Here is a 23,349-nt window from a genome sequence, read left to right on the forward strand (position 1 = left end):
CCCTCACCTGTTCTCGGCGCCGGCAGACCGCACGAGCCGTTCGAGGAAGTCTGAGCCGGGCAGATCGCCGGGCGCCACCGTCCGGCCCGTCCTCACATAGTGGAATGCCGCACGGACCTTGTCGAGAGGGAGGTCGGCGGGGCGCCCGGTGATACGCGCGGTCCTCGCCGCCATCAATCTCGCCCAGGCCAGCCGATAGGCAGCAAGCTGCATCCCCACCGAGGCGAGCTTGTCGGCGTCCGGTTCGGCGCCGGTCTTCCAGTCGATGACCGTCCATCCGCCGTCCGGATCCTCGAAGACCGCATCGATCCGGCCGCGGATCACAGTGCCCGCCAAAGAGGTTTCGAAAGGCACCTCGACCTCGATCGGATTCCGGGCGGCCCATGGCGACCGCAGGAACGCTTCCTGCAACCTGTCGAAGTCGGATTCGTCGCCGCCTTCGTCGTCGGCGCCGGGCAGTTCGTCGAGGTCGAGCAGCCGGGTTGCACCGAAGCGACGTTCGAGCCAAGCGTGGAACGCTGTTCCCCGCCGCGCGAGCGGGTTGGGCCGAAACGGCAGGGGCCGGCGCAGGCGTGCCGCGAGAGCGTCCGGATCCGCGGCAAGATCCACGAGCTGGCTGACCGACAGCTGCGCGGGCATCACCACTTCGGCGCCGCGTTCAGCGCGCTGGTCGCGTTCCGCAAGCAGCGCATCGACGTCTGCCGCCCACTCGTCGGGGTCGTCGTCGGGCTGGTCGAGCGACTCGGGTTCGCCGGCGGCGACTGCGTCGAGGACCAGCGCGGCACCGCGTTCGACGTCGGCGCGCCTCGATCCGAGGGGGTCGCGTGGCCACACAGCGCTGCGCGGCGTCTCGGTCATCGGATTGACGGTGCCCGGCTCGGGTGCGGGTTCCCACTGATCGATGACGCCGAGTTCCGGGCGTTCGGTCAGCAGCGCATGCAGCTCTGTGAGGAACTCCGACGGGCCCTTGGGCTCCGACCCGGTATCGGCCCAGTGGTGTCCGGACACGTACAGCGCCCGCTCCGTCCGGGTCAGCGCAACATAGAACAGTCTCCTGTCCTCATCATGCTTGCGCCGTTTGAGTGCGTCCTTGTGGGCAACGATCGCATTCTCGACCATCTTGCGGTCGGACACGTCGTCGAGATCGAGCACGGGTACACCGTCGGTGCTCCCACCCGGTTCGTCACCCGGTTGAGCACGGTCGCCGCGGAGCCCGGGCGGGAGTTCGGCGAGCGCGCCGAGCCACGTCGACAGTCCGGTAGTCGACGGGAAGATTCCGGTACTCACGTGTGGAACGGCCACTACCTGCCATTCGAGACCCTTGGCCGAATGCACTGTGAGGATCTGCACCCGCTCGGGATCGACCTCGACCTCCCCCGGGGTGAGTCCCTGTTCGATCTCCTCGGCTGCCGACAGGTAGGCGAGCAGACCGGGCAATGTCGCATGGCCGCGACCGGCAAAGGACGCAACGACGTCGGCGAAGGCGTCCAGGTGTTCGCGACCTGCCACTCCACTGCGGCTGCCGACCCGGGCCTGCGCCTCGATACCGATCCCGAGGACGCGTTCGACCTCGGCCACGAGCTCGGTCAGCGGTTGCCCCAGTCGTTCGCGCAGCGAGGCGAGTTCGCGGGCAAGCGCCGTGATCCGCGCGAATCCGAATTTCGAATACTGTTCCGGCCGCCCTGGGTCGGAGATCGCATCCGCCAGCCCGGCCTGGTCGGCGTACTCGCCGGGCAATGCCGAGTCGAGAGCGTCATCGAGGGCGTCTGGATCGGTGACGGCACCGGTGACGCCATACCGGCCGGTGATCGCCAGTTCCTGCGCTCTGCGCCACAGAGCACGTAGATCCGCGGCGCCCAGCTGCCATCGCGCGCCGGTCAGGACCCGCACGGCGGCACTGCCTGCCATCGGGTCTGCGGCCAGACGCAGCATCGCAAGCACGTCGGCGACTTCGGGTGTGTGCAGAAGACCACCGAGGCCGACCACCTCGACGGGCAAACCGCGAGCACGGAGCGTCTCGGCTATCGGTGCTGCGTCGGCGTTGCGGCGCACCAGTACGGCTGCCGTGGGCGGCGGAACATTCTCGGCGCGCGCGGCCGCGTACTCGGCTTCGATCCGGTCGGCCACCCACCTGCGCTCGGCGTCGACGTCGGGGTGCATCGCGATCCGCACGTCGCCGGGCACCGCATCGGGACGTGGCCTCAATCTGCTCACGGCGACACCGCGGTCGCGCAGCGGCTCGGACGACACGTTGGCGAGTTCGAGCGCCTCCGGCGGATTGCGCCAGCTGGTCAGGAGTTCCAGCTTCGGTGCGGGTTCGCCGTCGGGGAGTGCGAAATCGGTCGCGAAGCGCGGAAGATTCGCGGCAGACGCCCCACGCCACCCGTAGATCGACTGCATCGGATCCCCCACTGCGGTGACGGCGAGACCACCGTCCTGGCCACCACCGAAGAGCGCCGACAGCAGGATCCGCTGAGCGTGTCCGGTGTCCTGATACTCGTCGAGCAGGACCACGCGGAATCGCTCGCGTTCGCCTGTCCCGACTTCCGGATGATCCCGGGCAACACGTGCCGCGAGCGACATCTGACTACCGAAGTCGAGCGCACCTTCACGGCGCAGGGTTTCGGCGAGCCGCTGCACCAGCGGGAGCAGTTGCACGCGGGCGTCCTGTGTCTCGAGGTAACCGAGGAGCGTCTTCGACGGCCCACCTCTTTGTCCCGGCCCGCCCGGCAAGGTGTGGATCAGCTTGCCGAGTTCGGTATGCGCTTCGGCCAGCTGTTCGGGATCGACGAGGTGCTCGGCGAGCTGCCCGGACAGCGCGAGGACGGTTTCGGTGACCGACGCGGGGTTCCGATCGGTGTCGAGCTCGCCGTCCCAGGCGCTGACCACCCGGTGCGCGATCTGCCACAGCTCGGTTTCCGAGAGCAACGCCGCCGACGGCTCGATCGGCAGCAACAGACCGTGCTCTCCCAGCAGGCGCCCCGCGTATGCGTGGTACGTCCCGACCTCTGGTTCGCTGCCCAGGATCCGATTGCGAAGACCGCCCGTGGGGTCGAGGTCGCGGACCAGCGGTGACCCGGCCAGTTTCGCGAGCCGCCGACGGATCCTGGTGGTCAGCTGTTGCGCGGCCTTGCGTGTGAAGGTCAGACCGAGGACCTGTTCGGGCTCCACGAAGCCGTTCGCGACGAGCCATACAACACGCGCCGCCATGGTTTCCGTCTTGCCTGCCCCCGCGCCGGCCACGACGAGGGCCGGGCCCATCGACGCCTCGATGACAGCGGTCTGTTCGATGGTCGGCGGTGGTTGGCCGAGTGCCTCGGCAAGTTGCTCCGCGCTCACCCGGGCCGGGCTCATCCGGTCACCTGCCTGCCTTCATCGTGGGCGGGACAACTCGATTGGACCGGACAATGCCGGCACCCGTCGTTGACCTGCGCCAGGAATTGCGGCCCGCGGGTCGCGGCCGCCGCTTCGTGGATCACGCCGCGCCAGTGCTCGAGTCCTTCCTCGTCGAGGGGTGGCTGAACCCGCTGAGTAGCCCCTTCCTTGTTGTGAGGCTTGGCCACGAAGACCAATCGCGCCCCGCCCGGCGTCGCGGCCGGCTCGCCCTCGACGGCACCCTCGGCGACTGCCACCTGATAGGTCGCCAACTGCGCGTGGTCGCGCGCGGCGTCCTTCGACACGGGATTCTTCGCAGTCTTGACGTCGACCACCACGGGGCGGCCCTCGGGGTCGCGTTCGAGCCGGTCGATGCGCCCACGAAGCCGGACGCGAGGCGCGCCCGCCTCACGAGGTTCGATCACGCCGTCGACGGTGACCTCGACGCCTACTTCCTCGAGTTCGCTGCGGGTTCCCTGCAGCCAGGTCGAGAAGGTGTCGAGCATTCTGCGCGTTCGTTCGAGTTCGCGACGCGCATACCAGTCGGAACCGAGGTCGACGGAACTCCAGGCGTTCTCGAGCGCCTGATCGATCCGTTCCGGAGGGATTCGTCCCGCGAGCGCCTGGACGAGGGTGTGCACGAGAGTGCCCGTGACCGCGTGCGAATTCTCGCCGTCGGATCCGCCGTGTCGCTCGAACATCCAGCGCAGCGGGCACGTGACGAGCTGTTCGACGGTGGAGGGCGACAGGCGTACCGCATCATCCGGTTCCCACAGCGACAAGGCGGTACTCGGATCTGCTGTGCCATACCACTTTTCGGGGTGAGCCCCTTGCACGCCTGCGCGAGCGAGCCGGGCGAGTTGAACGGCGGCACGATGCACGCGGTCGGGTTCGTGCTGGGCGAGCACCGGATCGCACACGACGGAACGCAATTCCGCGACGAGCGTGGGCAACGCGAGCACTCGCGTGCGCACTTCGTCGGGCACGCGCGGCTCGTCGGAGACGCTCTGGTCGTCGGACCCGAGGAGTTCGTCGACGAACCTCGACCGTACGAGTTCGGTGTCGCCGCCGACCGAGTCGACCGCGGTGACGACAAGGCGCGTGCGGGCACGACTGCAGGCGACGAGGAACAACCGCCGCTCGTCGGCGAGGAGAGGCGCTGTACGCGAGAGCCGGGTGCTGCTGCCGTCGCCTCCGTCGGCGCCGGACACCGCGTCGATGAGCGCTTCGATACCGAGCAAGGTGCCACGCGCGCGCAGGCTCGGCCACAACCCTTCCTGCACGCCGGCGACCACGACGACGTCCCACTCCCGTCCCGCCGCAGAGTGCGCGCTCGAGATGGTGACGGCCTCGGATTCTGCTGCGGCACGGCTGCGCACCGTGCCCGGGATCTCCTGTTCGGTGAGGTAGTCGACGAATCCGGAGATCTGGGCGCGCGGGAGCCGGTCTACGTAGTCGGCCGCCGCGTCGAACAGCGCCACCACGGCGTCGAGGTCGCGGTCGGCCTGCGCACCCACCGGACCGCCGCGCGCGGACGCCGCTACCCAGCGCCGTTCGAGGCCTGTCGCCTGCCACGCCGCCCACAACACGTCCTCCAGACCACCGCCGCGCAGCAACGCCGATCGCGCCTCGGCCACCACCGACAGCACCCGTTTCAGCGGAGCGGCCTCCACGTCGGTCAGGCCCCGCATCAGACGGTCGGATTCGGCGGAATCTTCGACGAGCAGGGTCCGGAGGAGCTCGGCGGAGTCCCGGTCGCCCTCGGATGCGAGTTCGGCCCGACGCAATCCGCGCCGGAGCCGACGCAGCGCGACCGGCTCGGCGCCACCGACCGGGCCCGACAGCAACGCGAGCGCTTCCTCGGGACCGAAGCGGCGCTCGGAGACCGCCCGCAACACCAGCAGCATCCCCGCGACGCTGTGCTGCCTGGCAAGCGGCAGTTCGGATGCAGCAGTGGTCATCGGCACACCGGCTGCGAGAAGTGCGCGGCGAAGTGGCGCGAGCACGCGCGGAACGGATCGGACGATCACGGCCATCTTCGACCACGGCACCCCGTCGATCAGATGGGCACGTCGCAGGGCATCGGCGACGACGGCAGCTTCCTTGGCCTGGGACGACATCACCGCCACGCGCACCTGACCCGATGTGCCGGTCGGATCGGGCAGCTGCACACTCTCGCCGGAGACGGCAGCCCCGGGTACCGAGGCCCCGCGGTGCGGCGGAAGGCCGGGAAGGCGTCCGGCTATCGCGCCCGTGACGGACGCGATTTCCGCTGCTTCACGGAAATCGGTGTCCAGGATGATGCGTCGCTGCGGATCGTGCTCGGCAAGCCCGGTGAGGAACTCCGGGTCGGCTCCGCGGAAGGTGAACACGCTCTGATCCGGGTCTCCGGCGATCGTGCTCGTACGTGTACCTGCGCCGACGACTCGCACGAGGTGCGCGGCCTGTGGATCGAGGTGCTGGGCGTCGTCGACGAGGAGATGCCGGATGCGACTGCGCTCCCCCGCAAGCAACTCGGGATCGGTCGCGAACGCCGCCAGCGCCGCGCCAACGAGTTCTGCGGCGTCGAGTGCCGGAGCCGTGGCTTCAGGAGCTTCGAGCCCTACGGCTCCGCGCAAGAGCATCACCTGCTCGTACCGCTGCGCGAACAACCCGGCCGCCACCCATTCGGGGCGTTCACGGCGTTCACCGAGCTCGACGAGGTCTTCGGGGCCCAGACCGCGCTCGTTGGCCCGCAACATCAGATCTCGCAGTTCCACGGCGAAACCGGTCATGCCGAGTGCGGGCCGGAGACGCTCCGGCCACATCGTCGCGCCGTCGTCGATGTCGCCGCGCAACAGCTCACGCAGAACGGCGTCCTGCTCGGCACCCGTGATCAACCGCGGGGGAGGATTCCCGTGGGCGGAAGCCTGCAAGCGCAGCACAGCGAACGCATAGGAGTGGACCGTGCGGACGAGCGGCTCGCGAGTGGCACGTGGGTCGGTCGCCGCACCGGCACTGAGCAGTCCCGCGGTGATCGCCTCTCGCACCGCGGTGGCGGCACGCCGAGAGTGGGTGAGCACGAGCACCGAGTCGGGTTGGGCCCCCGACGCGATGCGATGCACCGCAAGATCCACGAGCAGGGACGTCTTCCCCGTGCCCGGACCACCGAGGACCTGCCATGGCCGCCATTGCGAAGCCGGCGGAGCGTCGGCGAAGACCTGTTGGACATCCTGCGGCCACTGCCGGGCCGTGGACGTGTCCTCCGGCCGCCGGACGAGCCGCGCGGCCGGGCGGCGCGGGCGCTCGGGTGCGCCCCGCAGTCCGGTACGGAGATCGGCGTCGGTCATATCGACATCCCAGCAGACAGGTCCGACAGGGCGGCGCACCGCCTCGGTCGCCCGTGGCCGTACCCGGGATGCCATAGTGAACGAGGTGAGCGCCTCCGCATCGCCCCTCCACACACATCTGTTCGGCCCTTCCGACGGCCCTCCGATGCTGGCCCTGCACGGCCTGACCGGTCACGGCAGACGCTGGCAGAACCTGGCCGAGCGGCATCTTCCGGATCTCCGCGTGATCGCGCCGGATCTGCGGGGCCACGGCCGGTCGCCGTGGGAGCCGCCGTGGAATTTCGAATCCCACGTCCACGATCTGCTGGGTGTTCTCGACACGCACACCGGCGAGCCCGTCACGGTGGTCGGACATTCGTTCGGTGGCGCACTGGCACTCCACCTCGCCGCCGCCGAACCCGACCGCGTCCGAGCGCTCGTTCTACTCGATCCTGCGATCGCGCTGCCGCCCGACCGACTACTCGAGATCGCAGATCTCACCGTGCGCTTTCCCGATTACACGGATGCGGCCGAGGCTCGTTCGGAGAAGGTACACGGCGACTGGGGCCAGGTGGCCCCGGAGCTTCTCGATGCCGAGATCTCGGAACACCTGGTCGCACTCGATTCCGGCCGGGTGAATTGGCGTTACTGCGTGCCTGCATTGGTGGCGTCGTGGGGCGAACTCGCACGTGAGTTCGTGCTGCCGCCCAGCCACGTCCCCACGGTCCTTGCACGTGCGGGCAGGGTTCTTCCCGCATATACCTCGGACGAGTTCCGAGCAGCGCTGGCCGAGCGTCTCGGACCGCATCTGACGATGCTCGAACTCGACTGCGACCATATGATCGACCAGGCGATGCCCGCGAGTACGGCCGAATTGGTCAGGAAAGTGTTGTAGGTATGGTGACGACAGACACTCAGATCGAGCACGTACGCACGCTGGTCGCGTCGATTCCCCCCGGGTTCGTGGCAACTTACGGCGACATCGCCGACGCGGCGGGGCTGTCCAGCCCCCGCACCGTCGGGTGGATCATGCGGACCGACAGTTCCGACCTGTCCTGGCACCGGGTGGTCCCGGCGTCCGGCAAACCCGTCGCCCACCTCGCCCATCGTCAGTTGCCCCGACTCGCGGCCGAGGGCACGCCCGTCACCGGTGACCGGGTCGATATGCACCGAGCGCGTCACACTTTCTGACGGCGCACGCGCATCGTCGCGCGGTCTCGGGCAGCATGAGGGCATGTCCACGCTGTCCGAATCTGCGTCCGGGTCCGAGGCCGTCATCGTCGCGGGAGGGCGAGCGACCCGGATGGGTGGCGTCGACAAGCCCGCGCTCGTGGTCGCGGGCCGATCGATGCTCGACACGGCACTCGCCGCGGTGGCCGGTGCCGCCCGCATCACGGTCGTGGGCCCCCACCGCCACGGCCTCGACCCCGCTGTCGTCCAGGTTCAGGAGTCTCCGCCCGGTGGCGGGCCCGTCGCCGCGTTGGCGTCCGCGCGCCCCACCGCAGAGATCGTCGTGACCCTCGCGGCCGATCTTCCGTTCGTCAGCGCCGAGTCGATCGCTGCCCTGGTCGGTGCGCTCGAGGCCGCACCCGACGCGGACGCGGCGTTTGCAGTCGACAACGGCGGAAATCTGCAGTTCCTGCTCGCCGCGTGGCGTGGGCACGCGCTCGCCGCGCGTCTGTCGGCACTCGGAGCCGACCCCTCCGATCAGCCGATGAAGGCACTGCTTCCAGAGCGTTACGTCACGGCCGTCGTGCCAGGAACCGAGGACTGCGACACACCCGACGATCTGCATCGCGCCCGAGTGGCCACGAGCAGCCATGCCGACCCGGACGAAGCACGACGGCGTCTCAGGGAGGCTCAGCTTCCGCTGCCTGTTCGCAGTGTCGCGCGCGACGAGGCCGTCGGATCAACGCTTGCTTCCCCGCTGGTTGCCGCAGCGTCGCTCCCGCCTGCCGCGACGTCCGCGATGGACGGATACGCCGTGTGCGGGGACAGCCCGTGGACGCTGCGGACAGAGGTTCGATACGCGGGGGCAGCAGACGAATTCGCGCTCAGCCCCGGGGAGGCCGCCCGCATCGCCACGGGCGCGCACCTCCCGTGCGGCGCGACGTCCGTGGTACGCGACGAGTACGTCACCGTCGACGGCGGGGTCGTCACACGACTCCCGGACGCTCCGATCCGTGACGACTTCCGCCGTATCGGTGAGGAGTGGGAACCCGGATACGTACTGGCCGAAGCGGGATCGGCCGTGGCGCCCGCGGTCGTCTCGACAGCCGCGAGTGGCGAAGTGTCACACATCGACGTGCGCGGCCCACTGCGGGTCCATCTCGCACTCACCGGCGACGAGATCCGTCGCAGCGGCCCGCTGCGCGAGGGGCAGACCCGTGATTCACTCGGGCCGGTTCTTCCCCAGTTCGTGTCGTGGTGCGGAGCAGAGGTCGCAGGCGAGGTCCATCTCCGCGACACGGCCGACGCATTCGACGTCCTGCTGCGCACAAGCACCGAGGTGGACGCGATCGTGATCGTCGGCGCAACCGGTCGCGGGGCGGCGGATCAGCTGCGCGGTGCTCTCGATCGCGCGCGGGCCTCGGTGGTGGTCGAACGAGTTCGGTGCAAACCCGGGGGATCTCAGGTTGCCGCGGTACTTCCGGACGGCCGAGCAGTGCTGGGCCTTCCCGGCAACCCCGTTGCGGCACTGGCAACTCTGTTGGTGATGCTGCCCGCGATCATCGACGGGCGCACGGTCCGCACTGCGGCGATACCACTGACCGCGCCACTGGCGAACGCCGCGGACGTTGCGGGAGACGTCACCCGCTACCTCCCCGCGCGACAGCTCGCAGACGGCAAATGGATATGCGACAACATGATTCGAACCTCACATCTGGCAGGCCTCATCGGGCGCTCCGCGATCGCCTTGGTACCGCCGAATGCCGCCGACGGCGATGCGGTGGAACTCGTGCTCCTACCCCGATGACACCGTCAGCGGGTACGCGCGACTGCCGCCTCCGGCGGGAGCACCGCGGTGAACGCCGTCCGGTACCGCCGCGCGACCAGCTCGACGATCGAGTCGGTCACCCCCAGCGGTGCGGCGACTCCGTCGGCGCCGCACTCGAACAACCGGCTGTGGAACAACCCCTCGGCGAGCAGGTACGAGGCGATGAACACCCTGCGGGCCCCCTGCGCCCGCAGATCATCCACGACCTCGGCCACCCGAGGACTTCCGGTCGCGACGTAACCGATCCCGACCGCGCTTCGGGTCAGCACTTCCAGCATCCGCGCTGCCGCCCTGACGTCACACACTGCGCGCTGGTCGGACGACCCTGCCGCCGCGAGCACCACCGTGTCGCCGGGACACCATCCGGCATCCCGCAAGCGCGACACCAGCACCCTCGCCAGTACCGGATCCGGGCCGAGAGCATCCGTCACGACGACATCGCGGTGACCGCTGTCGGCGACCTCGCGGGGAACGTCGGTGTGCACGTGATAGCCCGACGCAAGAAACGCAGGCACGAGCACGGTCGGGCGGTCGCTGTCCCGCAGAATCTCGGCGGGCGACGGTCCGAGTACATCGACGAACGCCACGCGCGTCGGCCCAGCAGTCCGCGACACCTCGCCCGCGAGCCGAGCGATCATCTCGACCCCCCGAGGATTCCGGGTGCCGTGGGCGACGAGGAGCAATGCCGGAGCGGCCGAATTCATGGTTCCTCCAATTCCACCGCGAGCCGGTACCCACGTTTGACGACGGTCTGCACGAGCGCAGGCGCTCCGAGCGCCGAACGCAGCCGTGCCACCGCGGTCTCGACGGCGTGGGTGTCGCCGCCACCGCCGGGCAGGACGGTCAGCAGTTCCTCACGGGAGACCACGTTTCCCGGCTTGGCCGCCAGCGCACGGATCAGCGCCATGCCTGCGGGGGCAAGGCAGCGCACCTCGTCGTCGACGAGGACGCATCGGCCCTGCAGCCCGAGAACGTGCGCGCCGATGTTGATCCGAACCGCTCGCCGAGGCAGATCCTCCGCGATGTGGCGAGCGAGAGATCCGAGTCTCGCCCGCGTCGGCATCGTCACAGGAACCTCGAGTTCGAGCAGCGGCGCGGCGGTCACCGGACCGACGCACACTGCGGTCACTCCGGCGCGCAGCCCCTGCAGCATCGGTTCGAGCATTCCGATCGCCTTGGCCCTCATCAGCATCGACGCGACCGCCGGAGCGCTGGTGTAGGTGACGGCATCGAGTGCGCGGTCGCATATCTGCTCGATCATCCGGTCGAGCAACGTCGAATCCTCGGGTGGAGTCCAGCGGTACACGGGAACCGGTACCACGTCGGCCCCTGCGGATCGCAACACGTCGCACAGGTCATCTCCGGGTTCCCACTCGGTCCGCTCCCCGTGGAGTTGCACGGCAATCCGTTTTCCCGTGACGCCTTCGGCAAGGAGATGCTCGAGAACCTCGCTGGAGGACTCGGACTCGGGCGACCACTCCTCCCGCAGTTCCGCAGCCCGAATCGCACCCGTGACCTTCGGCCCCCGCGCGAGGATGCGGCTCGCGCTCAGTGCCCGCGACAACTCGTCCGCGAGGCCCCACCCGTCCGCCGCACCCATCCATCCGCGGAAGCCGATCGCCGTGGTCGCGATCGTCACGTCCGGCGGATCGGTGACGATGGCACGCGTGGCGTGCTCGAGTTCGGCATCGTCGGACAGTGGGATTATCCGGATCGCGGGAGCACGGACGACGTCGGCGCCCCGCCTGGTGAGCAGCGTCGCGAACTCGTCCGCGCGCCGCGACGCCGTGACTCCGATGGTGAACCCGCGTAGCGGCGTGTTCTCGGAGCTCACGAAACGACGCCGGTGTCCACGGCTTCGGCGCTCCTGCGCCCGCGGAGTGGGCTGTGAACCTGCACGACACCTGCCCACACGCGAACCTCGTAGACCGGAAGGCCCACGGTGGGGTCGTCGAGGCAGCGACCGTCGTCGAGCGAGTAGACCTGCTTGAGCAACGGCGACGCTACGGTCGGTTCACCGGCACGGTCACCGACGATTCCTCTCGACATCACAGCGGCGTGACCGATCGGGTCGATGTTGCCGACCGCACGCAACGTGCCGTCGTCGAGCAGGAACAACGCCACCTGCTCTCCCCCTCGCAGCAACACCGCCACGCCCCGCCCGGGAATGAGGTGGCTCAGCGGGCAGGCCGACGTCCATTCCAGCCGGCCGTTCAGCACACTGTCGCGTGTCGTGATCTCCGCGGTCGGCATCGCGATGACGGTCATGGGTCCTCCTCGAGACTTGTTACCCGAAATTCTGATCCTGCGGTGTTTCGACCGCGTTACCCGGCGGTTCCCGCCGGGTAATCACGTCTTACCCCGCATCCGCGGGCCTTATTGCAGGCATTCCCATCAGAACAGGGACCTTACGTGCACCGGATTCGTCGAACTGCACGGTGGGATCGGCCTCGTCGGGAGCATTGACGAACGAGACGAATCGGGCCAGCTTCTCCGGATCGTCGAGCACGCCGGCCCACTCGTCCTTGTAACCGGCGACGTGTTTGGCCATCGACGCCTCGAGTTCTTCACCGATACCGAGACTGTCCTCGCAGACGACAGCCTGGAGGTGTTCGAGCCCACCGTCGAGTGCGTCGAGCCACGGCGCGGTGCGCTGGAGCCGATCAGCGGTCCGAACGTAGAACATGAGGAACCGGTCGATGTACTTGACGAGCGTCTCGTCATCGAGACCACCGGCGAGCAACTGAGCGTGCTTGGGCGACTGGCCACCGTTGCCACAGACATAGAGGTTCCAGCCGCCCTCCGTGGCGATGATGCCCACGTCTTTTCCTCGGGCCTCGGCACATTCGCGCGCGCACCCGGACACACCGAACTTGAGCTTGTGCGGAGACCGCAATCCCCGGTAACGGTTCTCGAGGTCGACGGCCATGCCCACCGAGTCCTGCACACCGTAGCGACACCAGGTCGAGCCGACACAGCTCTTGACGGTCCGCAACGACTTGCCGTACGCCTGACCGGACTCCATACCCGCGTCGACCAGCCGCTTCCAGATCTGCGGCAATTGCTCGACGCGGGCGCCGAACAGATCGACGCGCTGGCCACCGGTCATCTTCACGTAGAGCCCGAAGTCGCGGGCCACCTCGCCGATCACGATGAGCTGCTCCGCCGTGCATTCACCGCCGGGCATCCGCGGCACAACCGAATAGGTGCCGTTCTTCTGGATGTTCGCGAGGAAATGGTCGTTGGTGTCCTGCAGGCCCGCCTGGCTGCGATGCAGGATGTGGTCGGAGTCCGTCGAAGCGAGGATCGAGGCGACAACCGGCTTGCAGATGTCGCAACCACGGCCGGTGCCGTGGCGCTCGATCAGCGTCGAGAACGTGCGAATCCCCGTGGCCTGCACGATCTGGAACAACTCTGCGCGGGATTGCTCGAAGTGCTCGCACAGCGCCTTCGACATCTCCACACCCGACGACGCGAGCAGCTGCTTGACGGTGGGAAGACACCCGCCGCAGGTGGTTCCTGCGTTGGTACACGCCTTGATCTGCGCGATATCGCATGCGCCCTCGGCGATCGCCCCGCAGATCGCACCCTTGGTGACGCCGTTGCACGAGCACACTTCGGCATCATCGGGCAGTGATCCCGCTCCCGGCTTCTCGCCGGCCGGTGAGATCAGCGACGCCGGGTCACCGGGCAGCTCACGCCCCACCAGGGGTCGCAACGATCCGTACGCTGACGCGTCACCGACCAGAATGCCACCCAGAAGGACCTTGGCATCGTCCGAGACGACGAGCTTGGCATAAGTGCCCTTTGCGGAGTCCGACAGCACCACCTCGAGCGCGCCGGGGGTCCGTGCGTGCGCGTCGCCGAAGCTCGCGACGTCGACGCCGAGCAGCTTGAGTTTGGTCGACATGTCTGCACCGGGAAACTCGGCGTCGCCGCCGAGCAAACGATCGGCGACGACCTCGGCGGTGCTGTACCCGGGCGCGACGAGTCCGTAGCAGACGCCGTCGACCGCGGCTACCTCACCGATCGCGTACACGGTCTCGTCGTTGGTACTGCGACACGCGAGATCGGTGAGCACACCGCCTCGGCCTGCGAGGTCGAGTCCGGCCTCCCGCGCCAGATCGTCACGGGGCCGAACTCCCGCCGAGAACACGACCAGACCTGCGTCGATCGTGCTGCCGTCGGACAGCGACACCCGCAGTCCCGCTTTCGTCGGTTCGATCTTCTCGGTGGCGACTCCCGTATGTGTGACGAGACCGAGGCCCGTGACGAGCCGGTCGAGCACCTTGCCGCCGCCTTCGTCGACCTGGGCGGGCATGAGCCGGTCGTTGTACTCGACGACGTGTGCGGTCAGGCCCATACCGCGCAGGGCGTTCGCCGCTTCGAGTCCGAGCAGGCCGCCTCCGACCACGACCCCGTCGGCACTGCGCCCGGTGGCCTCGGCGTCGGCGACGGTCCGTGCTGCGGCGTCGCGGATCCCGTCGAGGTCGTCGAGGGTCCGGTAGACGAAACATCCGGGCAGGTCGTGGCCGGGGACAGGCGGAACGAACGCGTAGGAACCGGTAGCGAGGACGAGCGCGTCGTAGGGCAGGATTTGTCCGTCGCCGGTGGTGACCGTGCGCGCCGATCGGTCGATCGACGCGGCACGTGTCCCGATCCGGAGATCGACGAGATCGTCACCGCGGTAGTCGTTGCCGGCAAGAGCAAGTTCCTTGCGGTCCCACGAACCGACGTACGACGACAGACCGACGCGGTCGTAGGCAGGCTCTGTTTCCTCGCACAGAACCGTGATCGACCAGGCATCCTGATCGTCGCGGGCGCGCAGCGCTTCGACGAAACGGTGGCCGACCATACCGTGACCGGCGACGAGTACGTTCTTGCGGCTCATGGTTGTTCACTTTCTCTTCGTGCAGGTGGTGCTGGTACTGGTGGTGCCGGTCAGGGGGTCGCGGCCGGCTCGCGCGCTGCGCCCTGCCGCGGCACGCGCAGAAAGACGCTCCAGGTCACGACGATGCAGAGAAGATAGAAGGCTCCGAACACCCAGAAAGCCATGGTCGCGGACTGGGCATCACCCGAATACGAGGCACGAAGGACCAGGTTGATGCCGACTCCGCCGAGACCACCGATGGCACCGGCGAATCCGATGAGCGCACCCGCCATGCTGCGCGACCACGCCGCTTTGCCGGCCCGATCCAGGTGCTCGAGCCCCTGCGCCTTCGCCTCGAAGATCGACGGGATCATCTTGTAGACCGAGCCGTTGCCGAGTCCGGACAGGAGAAACAGTGCAACGAAGCCGAGGACGAATGCGACCATGATCCCGCCGGATGCGGCGCCGTCGGTGGCGTCGTCGAGAGTGCCCGCGACGATGAGAACGCCTGCGGCAAGTGCCATGGCAACGAACGTCCAGACTGTGATGCGTCCCCCACCGATCCGATCTGCGAGTTTGCCGCCGAGCGGGCGAGCCACCGAGCCGAGGAGCGGGCCGATGAAGGCGATCTGAGCGGCGTGAAGTGCTGCCTGTGCCGGGGTGTCGCCACCGGCGAGGAAGTTGATCTGCAGTACCTGCCCGAACGCGAAGCTGAATCCGATGAACGAGCCGAATGTGCCGATGTAGAGGAAGGCGATGACCCACGAGTCACTGAATTTCAAGCACTCGCCCATCGCACGGAGATCTGCGTGCTGGTCGCCGAGATTGTCCATGAACAACGCTGCGCCGAGCGCTGCACCCGAGCAGAGAACGAGGTAGATCGCGCAGACGATCCACGGTGCGGTATTTCCGACTGTCGCAATGACCAGCAGGCCGATCAGCTGGATCACGGGGACGCCGATATTGCCGCCGCCGGCGTTCAGACCCAGTGCCCATCCTTTGAGCCGCTGCGGATAGAACGCGTTGATGTTCGTCATCGACGACGCGAAGTTTCCGCCGCCGACGCCCGCCAACGCCGCAACCAGCATGAACGTGGTGTAGGAGTGGCCGGGGTTCAACATCAGATACAGCGTGGCCACGGTCGGGACGAGCAACACCAGTGCACTGAAGATCGTCCAGTTGCGTCCTCCGAACTTGGCGGTGGCCACCGTGTACGGAATGCGCAGGACAGATCCGACGAGGGTGGGCACTGCGACAAGGAAGAATTTGCCTGCGGCATCGATGCCGTAGATCTCGGTGGGCATGAACAGCACCATCACCGACCAGATCGACCACACCGAGAAACCGACGTGTTCGGCGATCACCGACCAGATCAGGTTGCGCTTGGCGATGTCCTTGCCGCCGGCCTCCCATGCGTCGACGTCCTCGGCGTCCCACTTGTCGATGTAGTGTTTGCGCGCGAATTTGCTTCGCAACGGCTCTTTTTCGAGTGCAACGATCACGCCGGCGACCCCTCTCAGGTTTCTGATGAACCCAAGGTATGGAGCAGGTGTTGCCGCGGTGCTGCCCGCGGTGACTGGAAAGTCAAGAGTTCCTCACCGGGCGCCGACACCCGCTGTGAGGGCGTCGCGGCGTCAGAGGAGCAGGCGCACGAGGTCGGTGGTGTGTGCGAGACCGGGGAACGCTTCCTCGGTGGACCGCGGGTGCAAAGCGTGTACCGCAAGACGGAACATCGCCGCGCGCAGGAGCATCTGCGGCCATTCCGGCAAATCCTCCCACCGGCCGATCAATGCGTCGTCGGCCCCGCCCCACGACAATGCGTCGACGACGGCCACCGCCGCGGCCCACGACGCCGGTCGCCAGTAGGGAGTGATATCGGTCAGCCCTGGAGCAGCCCGTCCCGCGAACAACACCGTGCCGAACAGGTCGCCGTGGACGAGCTGATCCGGAAGATGGACGGGCTTGCGAAACGTGGCGAGCTGGGCGATCAGGTCAAGACTCTTACGTCCGTCAGGAGTGACCGTTTCCGGCGCACCGGCGGCACGTGCCGAACGCAGCGGCACCGTCTCCCAGGCGGCTCGGTCCGCCGCGACGAAGACGTCGACGTCCGCCCACGGTGCGACCGGAGGTTGCATCAGGAATCGAGGACGCTCGAGCTGGGACGTGGCTGCGTGCAGCCGTAGAGACAGTGACACCACTTCGTCGTGTCGAGGTTCGGACGTGCCGACGATGTAAGTGTCGGCACGCCAGCCGGAAACCACGTAGCGTCCGTCGGTCGCGCGGACCGGACGGGCCAGCCGCACTCCGTCCACGGTGAGGGTTTCCCGGACTTTCGCCGACCACGCTGCACGTGCATGGTCGGCGACCCTGGACAGGACCACATCTCCACACCGGTATCCTCCGTCCCAGTCGGCCCCGAGCGGGACCGGCTGGACGTCGCGGAGACCGAACGTGGAGCACACGTGTTGCGGGGGTTCGAGCGAACTCACGTGGCCAACCGTACCGTCGGCATGCGGCACCACAGGGAAGGCGCCCCGGCACTGAGGTCACAAGTTGACACCGATCCGCCGTGCGATCTTGCGCCTGCGCGCAAGAGCCGGGAGCCGGTTACGAATCGGCGCCCACAGGCATCAGTACAGCGGAAGAGACGTGTCCACCTGCTGGGCCCAGGCCACGACACCGCCCCGCAAGTGACTTGCGTCGGCGAATCCGGCCCGTTTGAGCACGGCGAGCGCCTCCGCCGAGCGGATGCCTGTTTTGCAGTACAGGACGAGCGGTGTGTTCTGAGGTAGCTCGGCGAGCGCGTCGCCGGACAGGATCCGGTCCTTCGGAACGAGTCGCGCCCCCTCGATGCGCACGATGTCCCACTCGACGGGTTCGCGGACGTCGATCAGCGCGACGTCTCGCCCCGAATCCATCATCATCCGCAACTCGGTCGCGGTGATCGTCGCATCCACCCCCGCCGTGACCGTGGGCTCCGGCACGAGCCCGCAGAACTCCTCGTAGTCGACGAGTTCGGTCACCGGTGCCCGCCCCGGGTCACGTCGTAGCGTGACGGTTCGGAAGTTCATGGCGAGGGCGTCGTAGATCATCAAACGGCCCAGCAGGGGGTCGCCGATGCCCGTGATCAGCTTGAGCGCCTCGGTGGCCATGATCGTGCCGACGGTCCCAGGAAGGACACCGAGCACACCACCTTCTGCGCACGACGGCACCATGCCCGGAGGTGGAGCCTCGGGGTAGAGATCCCGGTAGTTCAGCCCGCGTCCACCGGGAGCATCCTCCCAGAACACCGAGATCTGCCCTTCGAACCGGAAGATCGACCCCCACACATACGGCTTCCCGGCGATGATCGCGGCGTCGTTGACGAGGTAGCGGGTCGCGAAGTTGTCGGTGCCGTCCAGGATCAGGTCGTACTGCTCGAACAGCGCCACGGCGTTGGTCGAATCGAGCCTCTCCGGATGCAAGCGCACCGTGATGTTGTCGTTGATGGCACGGATGCTGTCGCGCGCGCTCTCACCCTTGGAACGCGCAACGTCCGCCTGCCCGTGGATGATCTGCCGCTGCAGGTTCGAAGTCTCGACGTGGTCGTCCTCGACGATGCCGATGGTGCCGACACCGGCTGCCGCGAGGTAGAGCAGCGCGGGCGAACCGAGACCTCCGGCACCGATGAACAGCACCTCGGCGTTCTTGAGCCGTTTCTGTCCCGCGACTCCGACATCGGGAATGATCAGGTGCCTGCTGTATCTCGCGATCTCCTCACGGGTCAGCTCACCTGCGGGTTCCACCAACGGCGGTAGGGCAAGGTTCGGTTCCACCGACGGCAGTGTGGTCACGATCTCCTCCTCTGCGGGTACGCCGCCGATTGTCCCACCGTCGACGACCTCGCTCCGAAGTGGTCATGCTCCGCGGGGAAACGGCCACGGGTTGAATCGGCAGACTTTCGCATCGGCGGGAACGATCCCTTCGGGGTCCAGTCGGGAGATATCGTCGTTCGCGGTGCCGTACGTCTGCTGCATCATGATCGGCGCGAGCCCACCGTCAGTGGTGCACCCTTCGTGTGCGGCGTAACCCACCGCGTGTCCCACCTCATGGTTGATCAGGTACTGGCGGTAGGAACCGATGTCGCCGTCGAACGCCACTGCTCCACGAATCCAGCGTGGCTCGTTGACGAAAACGCGTTCGGCACCGGGATTGAAGCACGAGCCTTCGAGTTCGATGTCGAATCCGCAGAACTGCCGGGTGGTGATCTGAGAGGTGAGCGAGATCCGGAAATCCGGCGTCTCGCTGTCGACCCGCCTGAATGCGAACGCGCGGTCGGCGGTCCAGCTCCTCGGATCGGCAAGCGTCTCGTCGACCATCTTGGCGAACGCAGCGTCTCCGCCGTACGCCGTGGTATCGATACCGTCCTCGATCTCGACCGTGTAGGTGAAAACCTGCCGCTCGCCGAATCCGGCCTGCTCGGTGTCTCCAGGAACCATCCGCCAGGTGCCCGCACCGCGCTCGGTGAAGGCGCCTCCTTCGGGCAGCGCGCCGGATTCCAGGCCGGCCGGGAAGCTTCCGTCGGCGATGGGCGACTCGGCGACGGTGGCGTCGGCCACGACCCCTGTACTGTCCTCGCCTTCCGCGCCCGCACCCATTGCGCCGCCCTGCACGGCATCCCACACCACGAACACGGTCACCGCAGTGAGCACCGGCACTGCGTAGGCGCGCCACCCGTAGCGCGCCACGAAGCGCCCGAGCCGGCTCTGCTTGCGCACATCTCGCGTCGGTCGAGGCCTGCGCGGCGGACGACGGTCGCCTTCGACCGGATCCCACTGAGCCCGGAGTGGTTGCCTGGATCCTGAATGCGGACCTGACCCGGCGGGTGACCGGCGCAGGTGAGGGCGGGAGTCCTGTGATTGCTGCGAGTCCTGCTGTGGCAGGGCCGAGCCGTGCGGTGTGCGGGTCGTACGTGCTCCTCCTCGGTCGATCACGGTTGCCAGAATGTCACACCGCGGTCGATCGGACGGGCTGTCCGTGACGGGTCCTGACTTCTCACGCAACGACCTACAGCACGATTCGAAAAGGCGGATACTCGACGGTAGGGCCGTCCGCCTGCATCGACACCGACCTGTAACCTGCAGAGATGATTCGCGTCGACGTGGCAATGCTCACGATCGTCGCTTGTGCAGATTGGGAGCAAGCATGACCGAAGTCGCCGCACGAGCCTCGGGACGAGGCAACACCAACGGCACGAAACGGGGCTCTCGCATGCCGAGGGACGAGCGACGCGCTCAGTTGCTCGACGCGGCCAGCGAAGTGTTCGTCACGCGGGGTTACCACGCCGCGGGCATGGACGAGATCGCCGACTGCGCCGGGGTCAGCAAGCCGGTCCTGTACCAGCATTTCCCCGGCAAACTGGAGCTGTACTGTGCTGTTCTCCAGAATTACGTCGACATCCTGATCAACGGGGTCCGACAGGCCCTGCGTTCGACCACCGACAACAAACAGCGCGTCCGTGCCGCGGTACAGGCGTTCTTCGATTTCGTCGACAACGACAGTCAAGGTTTCCGGTTGGTTTTCGAGTCCGATCTGATGGGTGAGCCCCAGGTGGCGCACCGCGTGGAGCAGGCCACCGAGGCATGCGTCGACGCCGTGTTCGATCTCGTCGCTCACGATTCGGGTCTCGATCCGTATCGTGCACGCATCCTCGCGGTGGGCCTCGTCGGTACGAGCCAGTTCACGGCACGTTACTGGCTCGATGCAGCACGGCCCATTTCCAAGGACGACGCAGTCGACACCACCGTCGCACTCGCCTGGGGCGGCCTCAAGCACGTCCCCTTGCAGCCCGAGCTGCAGAAGCGCTGACTCCCGCACCTAGGGCTACCACACCTGGATACGCGGAAGGGGCCGGGACGCACCCGAGTGCGTTCCGGCCCCTTCGGCGCGATCGACGTCAGTTCGCGGCGAAGCCGACCTTGCCGGCGGTACCGGGACCGATGTCGACGTACGTGACCTTCGTAGCCTGCACGAGGACCTTGCGGCCCTTCTCGTCGACCAGCGCGAGTACGCCCTTGTTTCCGCCGTTCAGAGCATCGGTCACGAGCGCTTCCACCTCATCGGGTGTCTGTTCGCTGACGATGACGATTTCGCGCGGGCTGTCCGCGACACCGATCTTGACCTCCACGAAAGACCTCCGAGATTCTCAGGCTGAACTGCTTGTCCTCGCCAGGCTAATGCAATCCCAGTACTGCCATCCGCTTGGCGTGCTCGACCTGCATACGATCGATGAGTGCCGCGATGTTGGATAGGTCTCCCGACGCGAGAATGACGAGTTCGGCCAGTTCTTCGCGCTGCGCGAGCACGTATTGAGCCTGCGTGATCGCCTCACCCAGCAGACGCCTGCCCCACAACATGAGCCGGTCCTTCTGCGTGCTGCTGCGTTCGACGACCGACCTGACCTCCTGCACTACGAACTCCGAGTGTCCCGTCTCGGCGAGCGCTCCGCGCACCACGGTGGCCACCTGCGGATCGAGCATGTCGGCGATCTCACAATAGAAGTCGGCCGCGATCCTGTCGCCGACATACGCCTTGACCAACGACTCGAGCCACGTCGAGGGTGTTGTCGACTCGTGATAGGCGTCGAGTACTTGGTGGTAGGGCTTCATCGCCTCGTAGATGTCCACACCTCGCTCCTCGAGCGCTGTGCGCAAGATCTCGAAATGGCCCATCTCCGAGGTCGCCATCTGCGCGAATGCGACCTTCCCCTGGAGCGACGGCGCAAATGCCGCTTCGTCGGCGAGCCGGTAGAACGCTGCGATCTCACCGGCTGCGAGCACCGAGAACAGTTCCGAGACACCCGGATGATCTGCCGGTAGAGGAGTCGCAGGCGGAGACAGGCGGGGTTCTGCTGCGGACGGCGATGTTTCGGCTCCCATGACGACAAAGGGTAGTACTACCTCGGCGAACGCGCCCCTCGCGGTACAATGAGCTCAGAAGACCGCGCATCGAGTCGCTCACCGTGACCCGCGGTCTTCGACGATAATGTGCGCGCACCCGTTTGAGGATCGCTGCCGCGCTCGCGGGCCCGTCTACAAGCCCGCGTGAATTCGCAGGCCGGTCGCCTTGTCCACCTCGTGCGTGCGTGCCGAGACCAGGAAGGCCAGACCCCTGAGCAAGATCACCATCGACCACGAAGACGACGCAAGCGAGAACACCGTCTCCGCACAACTCGACGACACTCACATTGCCCCCACATTCGCCGAACTCGGCGTTCGCGACGAAATCGTCCGTGCGCTGTCCGAGACGGGCATCGAACGTACCTTCGCCATCCAGGAACTGACACTGCCGCTCGCACTCGCCGGCGACGACCTCATCGGCCAGGCCCGCACCGGTATGGGCAAGACGTTCGGATTCGGCGTGCCCCTGCTGCATCGCGTCACCACCACCGCCTCCGGTACCGCTCCGCTCGACGGCACACCGCGCGCGCTGGTCATCGTCCCGACCCGCGAGTTGTGCATTCAGGTCACACAAGATCTCGAGAATGCATCGAAGTACCTGCCCGGCAGCGGCAAGAAGGGCCTAGAGGTCCTCGCCATCTACGGTGGCCGCCCCTACGAGCAGCAGATCGACCAGTTGAAGAAGGGTGTCGACGTCATCGTGGGCACCCCTGGTCGCCTACTCGACCTCGCCAACCAGTCACACCTGATTCTCGGCAAGATCGGTGTGCTCGTGATGGACGAGGCCGACGAGATGCTCGACCTCGGGTTCCTCCCCGACATCGAACGGATCCTCGGGATGGTTCCCGACAAGCGGCAGACGATGTTGTTCTCGGCAACGATGCCCGGGCCGATCATCACTCTCGCCCGCACCTTTCTCACCCGGCCGACGCACATCCGTGCCGAGGAACCCCAGTCCTCTGCGGTGCACGAGCGCACAAGCCAGCTCATCTACCGGGCCCACGCTCTCGACAAGGCCGAGCTCGTCGCTCGCGTCCTCCAGGCCGAGGGCCGCGGCGCGACGATGATCTTCACCCGCACCAAACGGACAGCGCAGAAGGTCGCAGACGACCTCGCCGAACGCGGTTTCGCGGTGGGCGCGGTCCACGGCGACCTGGGTCAGATCGCCCGCGAGAAATCACTCGGACGGTTCCGGGACGGCAAGATCGACGTTCTCGTCGCCACCGACGTCGCCGCACGTGGCATCGATATCGACGACGTGACCCACGTCATCAACTACCAGTGCCCCGAAGACGAGAAGACGTACGTACACCGGATCGGCCGCACGGGTCGTGCAGGTCGTACGGGCATCGCCGTCACACTGGTCGACTGGGACGATGTCCCGCGCTGGCAGCTCATCGACAAGGCTCTCGGCCTCGGTATACCGGAGCCCGTCGAGACGTACTCGAGCTCTCCGCACCTGTTCGAGGAGCTGGGTATCCCCGAGGGATCGACGGGCCGGATTCGTAAGCCCGCGACCATCCGCACCGAGCCCGAGGGCGGCTCGGGCGACCGTCCTGCTCGTAGCGAGGGCCCGACGCGGCCCAAGCGCACGCGGACCCGTCGTCGCACGGTGCGCGGCAAGGTTGCCACCACCGCGAGCACCGAGCAGGCGGATACCGCTGCAGCCGAGGCTCCGGCGGCGATTCCTGCCGGTGTCGAACCCAGCACAGGTGAGACCACTACGGATGGCTCCGCATCGGCCGGCCGCAGACGCCGCAGGCGCCGCCGCAAGCCGGCCGACGGCGAAGCCTCCTCGAACACGCCGTCGAACGCCGACGACGTGAAGAACGCAGTGTCGAGCAACTCGGCCCGCTAGCC

At 67.3% G+C, this 23,349-nt stretch carries 17 protein-coding genes; 5 read left to right on the forward strand and 12 right to left on the reverse strand.

The genetic code is table 11. The annotated features are described in order from the left end of the window. Positions 1-3 precede the first annotated feature (3 nt). Positions 4-3,354 carry an ATP-dependent helicase gene (locus ACTDXD_RS00620; protein WP_440125302.1) on the reverse strand — a complete coding sequence of 1,117 codons (3,351 nt, stop codon included), beginning with the start codon at positions 3,352-3,354 and terminating at the stop codon, positions 4-6. Then, a complete protein-coding gene (locus tag ACTDXD_RS00625; RefSeq protein ID WP_440125303.1) occupies positions 3,351-6,704 on the reverse strand; it encodes an ATP-dependent helicase in 3,354 nt (1,117 codons plus the stop codon). Before ACTDXD_RS00625 ends, ACTDXD_RS00620 begins: the two co-directional genes overlap by 4 nt. A 145-nt stretch (positions 6,705-6,849) precedes the next feature. On the opposite strand from ACTDXD_RS00625, the gene ACTDXD_RS00630 reads away from it, so the two are divergent. Genes ACTDXD_RS00630 through ACTDXD_RS00640 form a run of 3 tightly spaced genes read left to right on the forward strand, consistent with a single transcriptional unit; the run spans position 6,850 to position 9,660 of the window. Then, on the forward strand, positions 6,850-7,578 hold the full coding sequence (locus ACTDXD_RS00630; protein ID WP_440127482.1) for an alpha/beta hydrolase: 729 nt from the start codon (positions 6,850-6,852) through the stop codon (positions 7,576-7,578). 2 nt (positions 7,579-7,580) lie between these two features. Beyond that, positions 7,581-7,874, forward strand: a complete 294-nt coding sequence (locus tag ACTDXD_RS00635; RefSeq protein ID WP_440125304.1) for an MGMT family protein — start codon at positions 7,581-7,583, stop codon at positions 7,872-7,874. A gap of 43 nt (positions 7,875-7,917) precedes the next feature. Continuing rightward, positions 7,918-9,660 (forward strand): NTP transferase domain-containing protein, encoded by a 1,743-nt coding sequence (locus ACTDXD_RS00640; RefSeq protein ID WP_440125305.1) that lies wholly within the window; start codon positions 7,918-7,920, stop codon positions 9,658-9,660. A gap of 5 nt (positions 9,661-9,665) precedes the next feature. Here the strand turns inward: ACTDXD_RS00640 and ACTDXD_RS00645 are convergent, their stop codons facing one another. The 8 genes from ACTDXD_RS00645 to ACTDXD_RS00680 all read right to left on the reverse strand — a co-directional run bounded on the left by ACTDXD_RS00645 (position 9,666) and on the right by ACTDXD_RS00680 (position 19,428). After that, on the reverse strand, positions 9,666-10,385 hold the full coding sequence (locus ACTDXD_RS00645; protein ID WP_440125306.1) for a sirohydrochlorin chelatase: 720 nt from the start codon (positions 10,383-10,385) through the stop codon (positions 9,666-9,668). Next, on the reverse strand, positions 10,382-11,515 hold the full coding sequence (locus ACTDXD_RS00650) for a uroporphyrinogen-III synthase (protein ID WP_440125307.1): 1,134 nt from the start codon (positions 11,513-11,515) through the stop codon (positions 10,382-10,384). The genes ACTDXD_RS00645 and ACTDXD_RS00650 overlap by 4 nt, the downstream gene beginning before the upstream one ends. After that, positions 11,512-11,949, reverse strand: coding sequence for a nitrite reductase small subunit NirD (nirD, locus tag ACTDXD_RS00655; protein WP_440125308.1), 438 nt, complete (start codon positions 11,947-11,949; stop codon positions 11,512-11,514). Before nirD ends, ACTDXD_RS00650 begins: the two co-directional genes overlap by 4 nt. 88 nt (positions 11,950-12,037) lie before the next feature. Then, on the reverse strand, positions 12,038-14,572 hold the full coding sequence (gene nirB / locus ACTDXD_RS00660; RefSeq protein WP_440125309.1) for a nitrite reductase large subunit NirB: 2,535 nt from the start codon (positions 14,570-14,572) through the stop codon (positions 12,038-12,040). A 50-nt stretch (positions 14,573-14,622) separates the two neighbouring features. Then, positions 14,623-16,053: a nitrate/nitrite transporter gene (locus tag ACTDXD_RS00665; protein WP_440125310.1), complete on the reverse strand. Its 1,431-nt coding sequence runs from the start codon at positions 16,051-16,053 to the stop codon at positions 14,623-14,625. A gap of 132 nt (positions 16,054-16,185) precedes the next feature. Then, on the reverse strand, positions 16,186-17,040 hold the full coding sequence (locus ACTDXD_RS00670; protein WP_169685901.1) for a TIGR02569 family protein: 855 nt from the start codon (positions 17,038-17,040) through the stop codon (positions 16,186-16,188). Between the two features lie 141 nt (positions 17,041-17,181). After that, complete coding sequence (gene moeZ, locus ACTDXD_RS00675) at positions 17,182-18,384, reverse strand: adenylyltransferase/sulfurtransferase MoeZ (RefSeq protein WP_440125311.1); 1,203 nt, start codon at positions 18,382-18,384, stop codon at positions 17,182-17,184. 63 nt (positions 18,385-18,447) lie between these two features. After that, positions 18,448-19,428, reverse strand: a complete 981-nt coding sequence (locus ACTDXD_RS00680; protein ID WP_440127483.1) for a DUF3152 domain-containing protein — start codon at positions 19,426-19,428, stop codon at positions 18,448-18,450. Between the two features lie 307 nt (positions 19,429-19,735). Between ACTDXD_RS00680 and ACTDXD_RS00685 the strand changes: the two genes are divergently transcribed. Further along, positions 19,736-20,398, forward strand: coding sequence for a TetR/AcrR family transcriptional regulator (locus tag ACTDXD_RS00685; protein WP_440125312.1), 663 nt, complete (start codon positions 19,736-19,738; stop codon positions 20,396-20,398). Between the two features lie 88 nt (positions 20,399-20,486). Here the strand turns inward: ACTDXD_RS00685 and ACTDXD_RS00690 are convergent, their stop codons facing one another. Next, complete coding sequence (locus ACTDXD_RS00690) at positions 20,487-20,717, reverse strand: DUF3107 domain-containing protein (protein ID WP_132470929.1); 231 nt, start codon at positions 20,715-20,717, stop codon at positions 20,487-20,489. Between the two features lie 46 nt (positions 20,718-20,763). Further along, positions 20,764-21,468, reverse strand: a complete 705-nt coding sequence (locus ACTDXD_RS00695) for a ferritin-like fold-containing protein (RefSeq protein ID WP_440125313.1) — start codon at positions 21,466-21,468, stop codon at positions 20,764-20,766. Between the two features lie 202 nt (positions 21,469-21,670). Here ACTDXD_RS00695 and ACTDXD_RS00700 point away from each other — a divergent pair, with 202 nt between their 5' ends. Beyond that, positions 21,671-23,347: a DEAD/DEAH box helicase gene (locus ACTDXD_RS00700; RefSeq protein WP_440125314.1), complete on the forward strand. Its 1,677-nt coding sequence runs from the start codon at positions 21,671-21,673 to the stop codon at positions 23,345-23,347. Positions 23,348-23,349 lie beyond the last annotated feature (2 nt).

It is taken from the genome of Rhodococcus sp. SJ-3, from assembly GCF_051918125.1.
Taxonomy (GTDB): Bacteria; Actinomycetota; Actinomycetes; order Mycobacteriales; family Mycobacteriaceae; genus Rhodococcus.